Here is a 5234-nt window from a genome sequence, read left to right on the forward strand (position 1 = left end):
ACGGTAGATCAACTGGGCAGTTATGAGTATTGGGAGTCACAAGCGCTAAGTCTCGAAGAAAAGAAGTATTTAGCCTTGAGGCTCAAGCGTACGACGATAAGCAATGAAGAATTAGCAGAACTTATCGACGGATATAACCAACATGACGCCGCGCAAAAAGGGATGGATACGCAATTCGGTATGAATCGCAGGGGAGGTTCAGCAGGTGGCTCGGCCGGCCTGAGACCTGCTCTGCCGCAGGCAAGTGGAACAACGCCTAAAGGGAACACGAGTCAGACTCCATCGTTCGTCATGCCTAAAGTGAAGAGCTTTATGATAAAGTCCTGGGAAGACAGTCAGAAGATGGGGATCGTGTCTGGTGGAGGAAGTCATTGGAGCAGTAACAAGAAGAACAAAACGGGTGAGACGGCTTCAGGGAATGGCAAGAAAGCCAGCGGTGGAGCAGAAGCAAGCTCTAAACCAGCAGAGAAGCCGCTGGAGTCGAAACCAGGTTCGGGAAGTGCGTCGCCTTCGAAACCGAATGCAGGGAATGCAGCGACAACGTCGAAAAATAGCACGACATCCAAGACGAACTCAGGACAATCTAAGCCAGCCAAAACAGGAGAGACACCTTCGGAGAATGGCAAGAAAGCAAGTGGTGGAACGGGGGCAAGCTCTAAACCAGCAGAGAAGCCGCTGGAGTCGAAACCAGGTTCTGGAAGTGCATCGTCTTCGAAACCGAATGCAGGGAATGCAGCGACAACGTCGAAAAACAACACGACATCCAAGACGAAACCAGAAAAAAATGAAACGCCAAATGAAGTGAATACCTGGAAGCCTTCAACGAAGAAAAAGGACAAAGGTGAACCGCAGGGCGATACAAAGGCGCCTAAATCGCCTGAGACGAACAAACCAGAGGAGAATCCGAATAAACCGAAGGATAATTCGAAAGGTACTGAGGGTAAGGGGAAAGGTAAGAAGTTAGAGCTGTCGGATTTCACTAAAGAAATAATGGAAACTAAACCGATGAATTCACCTGTTCCACAAAAATGGTATAATAAGGGCGGTTATATATCAATAGATAAGAATGGAACTTGGACATATACTAATAAGAAAGGGCAGTCAGTGAGTTATCCAGATGGCTACCCCGACTTTTCAGAGTATTATCATCCTACTGTAAAACCACAAACAATTGAAGTTACTACACCAAAAAATCCTCAAGAAGATTTCAAAAAGGCAAATCTAGAAGCAGGCCTTAATAAGGATTCTGATCCACCTGTGCCAGCAATTAATAAGCCTCCTGAAGGTTACACGTGGCATCATCATGAAGATGGAAGGACAATGGTTCTTGTCGATGAAGACATTCATAGAGAATTTAGACATATTGGAGGTCAGTCTACAGTAAATGGAAAAAATAGAAAAGAGGAATAACTATGGCAAATATGGATCGAACTAACGAGAAAATAACGATAAATGATATTCGTGAATTTGAAGCTCAATATGTTCTTAATCTTCCTGAGCAGTATATCGCTTTTTTACTTAAATATAATGGAGGGTATCCTGAATTATCAACCTTTAAGATATCTGATGAAGAGGGTGAAAGTGTAGTAAACAAATTTTATGGAATCGGTGATATGAAAGGAAACTTGGCAAAAGTGTTTGAGGTGTTAGATGGTGAATTGCCTGAAGGATTTATTTCAATCGGTAGTGATCCAGGAGGAAATGAGATTTGTATAGGGGTTATTAAGGAATATTTTGGAAAAATATATCTCTGGATGCATGACATGGAGTCAGATAAGGAAATGGACAACATGTATATTTTATCTGATAGTTTTAACGATTTTTTGGATAACCTATATTAATGATTAGCTCTGCACTGATTTTTACAAAATATTTAGTCTGAGTTTGTTTACAACTCCAACAACAAGATCGTACAATACAACAAACAAAGTTACAACGCGAGATAACCGTCCGTACTGTGCTCTTTTATCCTAAATGTTTATTTTTTTCTTGATGAGTAGACCCACCCAGTGCTGAATGAGTAGTGCGCAGATTTAAAAGATTTAAGCCTTGTAATACCCGTATAAAGATTCTCCGTTTCGTTTCGGTTGTACGCACATCAATACTTTAATCTTATGATCTAAATATCACTATTCTTTTACAGTGAACAGGTCGATTATGGTCAGATACCACCATAATTGATCTGTTTTTTGTATGTTCGTTCTCTCATCGACTTTTGAAAAGTTACGCATTTGTAGAATAGCCGCCCCGATAAGGAAAGTGAAATAATAATCGCACATATAGGGTAGATGCCATCACTATATAAGAACAACAATTTAATTGAATCCTACAGCTCCTAGCTGAAGACGAATCCATCATACTCAGGCAGGTGATGGAAATGAAAGATCAGTGAGGAATCTCCCGTGAAACAGGTGGTTCGGCAGGCCTGAGACCTGCTCTCCCGCAGGCAAATGGAACAACGCCTAAAGGGAACACGAGTCAGACTCCATCGTTCGTCATGCCTAAAGTGAAGAGCTTTATGATAAAGTACTGGGAAGACCAGCAGAAGATGGGGATCGTGTCTGGAAGTCATTGGAGCAGTAACAAGCAGAACAAAACGGGTGAGACGGCTTCAGGGAATGGCAAGAAAGCAAGTGGTGGAACGGGGGCAAACTCTAAACCAGTAGAGAAGCCGCCGGAGTCGAAACCAGGTTTGGGAAGTGCATCGCCTTCGAAACCGAATGCAGGAAATGCAGCGACAACGTCGAAAAATAACACAACATCCAAGACGAATCCCGAAAAAAATGAAACGCCGAATGAAGTGAATACCTGGAAGCCGTCAACGAAGAAAAGAGACAAAGGTGAACCGCAGGCCAATACGAAGCCGCCTAAATCGCCTGAGACGAACAAACCAGAGGAGAATCCGAATAAACCGAAGGATAATTCGAAAGGTACTGAGGGAACGGGTGAAGGTGTTAAACCGCCACCAATAGTCTATGAAACAGTTAAGTATGGTGATCATTTTACAAGAAAGAATAGAAAAAAATTTTTAAAACCAAATATAGAATACACATCACCAGATGGTTATACTTATCGTACGGACAGTCAAGGGCGTATTATTGAATGTGAAGGAGCACTTGTGCTTGGTAAAGGAGACCGTAGTGAATATGCCCAGAAGACGGTAGGAAAAGGGCAAGGTAGGTTACATGATGACGATGGTGGACACTTAATAGGGGCACAGTTTAAAGGACCAAAGGATATCGATAACCTTGTCCCACAGAATAGCCAAATTAATCGAAGTGGCGGCAAGTGGTATGAAATGGAAACCGAATGGGCAAATGCTTTGAAAGAAGTACCACCTAAGAAAGTTACAGTGAAAATTGAACCGCTCTATTCGGGGAGTACAATGAGACCAGATTCATTCAAAATCACCTATCAAATTGGTGACAAAAGGCCAGTTACTAAAAGAATATTAAATCAATCAGGAGGTTAACAATGGAACAAAGGATGCAACAATTGTATAGAACAATTGCAGAAATCATAGATCAAATGATACCAACTAAATGGGATGATTTTTATTTTAATGGTGAAGTGGAAAATGGAGAAGGGGGAGTCTTCTTTTTCTTTAAACCTGAGAATGGGAGTGAATATGTTTATTCTCTTGATATTCCGAATGTATACAATGTAAATCCTCATGAATATACCCATTTAGAGACTAAATTGTTTGCGGCTGCAAATGATTTGAAGAATCTGTTTTTGGAGAATGAGCAAGAGCCTTGGTTTTCAATAACTATGAAGCTTACATCTGCAGGGAAACTGAATATAGAATACGATTATACAAAATGGGGTGATTCCAATTTTGGCCCTTCAGACAGGTTAGAGTATTGGGAGAGTAAGTATCTGAATCATATTCCTCAGGATGAGAATGATAGGATCAAAATAGAGAAAATGAAAGAGTTTGAAGGAGAAAAATAAACGTCAAGAAAGTGGAACAAACCCCTTTTTTTCGAGGGGGGATTGAATGTATTTACAATTTCAATAACAAGATCGTACAATAAGACCAACAAACCAAACACTAAACCAAACACTTGATAAACTTTCAAAGCTCTTTCCAACTTGTTTTATATGAGTAGGAATGAGCTTTTTTGTGTGCAGAAAATAAACGAAGGAGCTGAATAAACATGGCAAAACGAGAACAGGAAGTAAAATTGCACAGGCACAAGCAGAGTATGAGCAGCTTGTGGATGAAATTCGTAGTTACTGTCAGTAAGCAAGGGAAACACGATTACAGGTGGCAGAGTTGCAGCGATCAGGACGTACAGACTTTAAGGTTAGGGAAGAGATTGAAGAGCTATTGAACCGAGCAGAACATTGGGATGCAGTAGCGGAGCAGAAGGATGGACAGCCGCGCCAGCAAGCCTTGCAGCTTATAGACAAGTTAGAGGGTGAAGGTTCACTGTAGGCAGCTTGTGCAGTATAACCAGACCGTTCTGGTACGACAACAGCAAGAGTTTGAAGATGTTAAGGTAGCAGCGGTGAAAATGGTTCAGGATGCAGAGGAGCGGCTGGAATATACCTTGCAGATATTAGCTGAAAGGCGGCACAGCTTGCCGAACTGGAGGGTCATGTCAATGAATAACCGTATACCTCGAACATATCAAGGCTTAATGCACTAGAGGGTAGTTGTTCCGTATTTAGAAATGAATGAAGAACGTGAAATTGGAGTTCTTTTTAGTTGTACATGGGATTTAGAGAAAGGTTTAGAGTCGCGTTTAATAGATGAAGAAATAGCTGATGTAGGATACCAAGATGTTGCAATTTGATACAAGTCTAATTAAATTGTATAGCACAATCACATCCAACAAACCAAACGTTAAAAGGATTCAAACATACAAAAGCTCTTTCCCACTTTATTTATGAGTTGGAGAGAGCTTTTGTATTTAGAAAATAACTAATAGTTGCTTGGTGGAGAAGGTCACTCTGTCCACACCCGCGGCTGCGGATGCAGCAGTGACCCAAGCTTCGATGACAAGCCCGAAGGATGTATCCTTGGTTGGAGCGGCGCTGGCTCTCACAGCGATGATTCCGGTGATGGGTGCTTTAGGTGGCGGTGTTGCTCAGGCAGCCGTTGGTATGGGTATCGCTGCCGTTGCCACAGGTCTCATCGGAAGCGTGCCACAGATCGGCTCCTTCAAGCCTTCGGCTCTGAATTTGTTAGGCCGATTTGTAAACGGGTTTGTGGAACAGCAGCAGCA

The 5234-nt window shown here is 42.0% G+C and carries 6 protein-coding genes and 1 pseudogene; all 7 read left to right on the plus strand.

From position 1 onward, the window contains the following. Nucleotides 1-1410: HNH endonuclease (locus AB4Z30_RS29655; protein WP_441931194.1), on the plus strand; the 1410-nt coding region annotated here is incomplete at its 5' end. A 2-nt stretch (nt 1411-1412) separates the two neighbouring features. Further along, complete coding sequence (locus tag AB4Z30_RS29660; RefSeq protein ID WP_441931195.1) at nt 1413-1841, plus strand: SMI1/KNR4 family protein; 429 nt, start codon at nt 1413-1415, stop codon at nt 1839-1841. A gap of 677 nt (nt 1842-2518) precedes the next feature. After that, a complete protein-coding gene (locus tag AB4Z30_RS29665) occupies nt 2519-3472 on the plus strand; it encodes a DNA/RNA non-specific endonuclease (protein WP_441931196.1) in 954 nt (317 codons plus the stop codon). Between the two features lie 2 nt (nt 3473-3474). Then, nucleotides 3475-3954, plus strand: a complete 480-nt coding sequence (locus tag AB4Z30_RS29670) for an immunity protein YezG family protein (RefSeq protein WP_441931197.1) — start codon at nt 3475-3477, stop codon at nt 3952-3954. 325 nt (nt 3955-4279) lie between these two features. After that, nucleotides 4280-4441 carry a hypothetical protein gene (locus AB4Z30_RS29675; protein WP_441931198.1) on the plus strand — a complete coding sequence of 54 codons (162 nt, stop codon included), beginning with the start codon at nt 4280-4282 and terminating at the stop codon, nt 4439-4441. A 229-nt stretch (nt 4442-4670) separates the two neighbouring features. Then, a pseudogene (locus AB4Z30_RS29680) lies at nt 4671-4802 on the plus strand (DUF6985 domain-containing protein); the annotation flags it as partial. Between the two features lie 139 nt (nt 4803-4941). Beyond that, nucleotides 4942-5234, plus strand: a 293-nt coding sequence (locus tag AB4Z30_RS29685) for a hypothetical protein (RefSeq protein ID WP_441931199.1), incomplete at its 3' end; no start/stop codon positions are given.

It is taken from the genome of Paenibacillus sp. 2TAF8 (assembly GCF_052114825.1).
Classification (GTDB): domain Bacteria; phylum Bacillota; class Bacilli; order Paenibacillales; family Paenibacillaceae; genus Paenibacillus.

What these genes read in the sequence shown, in the direction of transcription:
- AB4Z30_RS29670 (WP_441931197.1), top strand. Translation starts at nt 3,475, where the DNA reads ATGGAACAAAGGATGCAACAATTGTATAGAACAATTGCAGAAATCATA.
- AB4Z30_RS29665 (WP_441931196.1), top strand. Translation starts at nt 2,519, where the DNA reads ATGATAAAGTACTGGGAAGACCAGCAGAAGATGGGGATCGTGTCTGGA.
- AB4Z30_RS29660 (WP_441931195.1), top strand. Translation starts at nt 1,413, where the DNA reads ATGGCAAATATGGATCGAACTAACGAGAAAATAACGATAAATGATATT.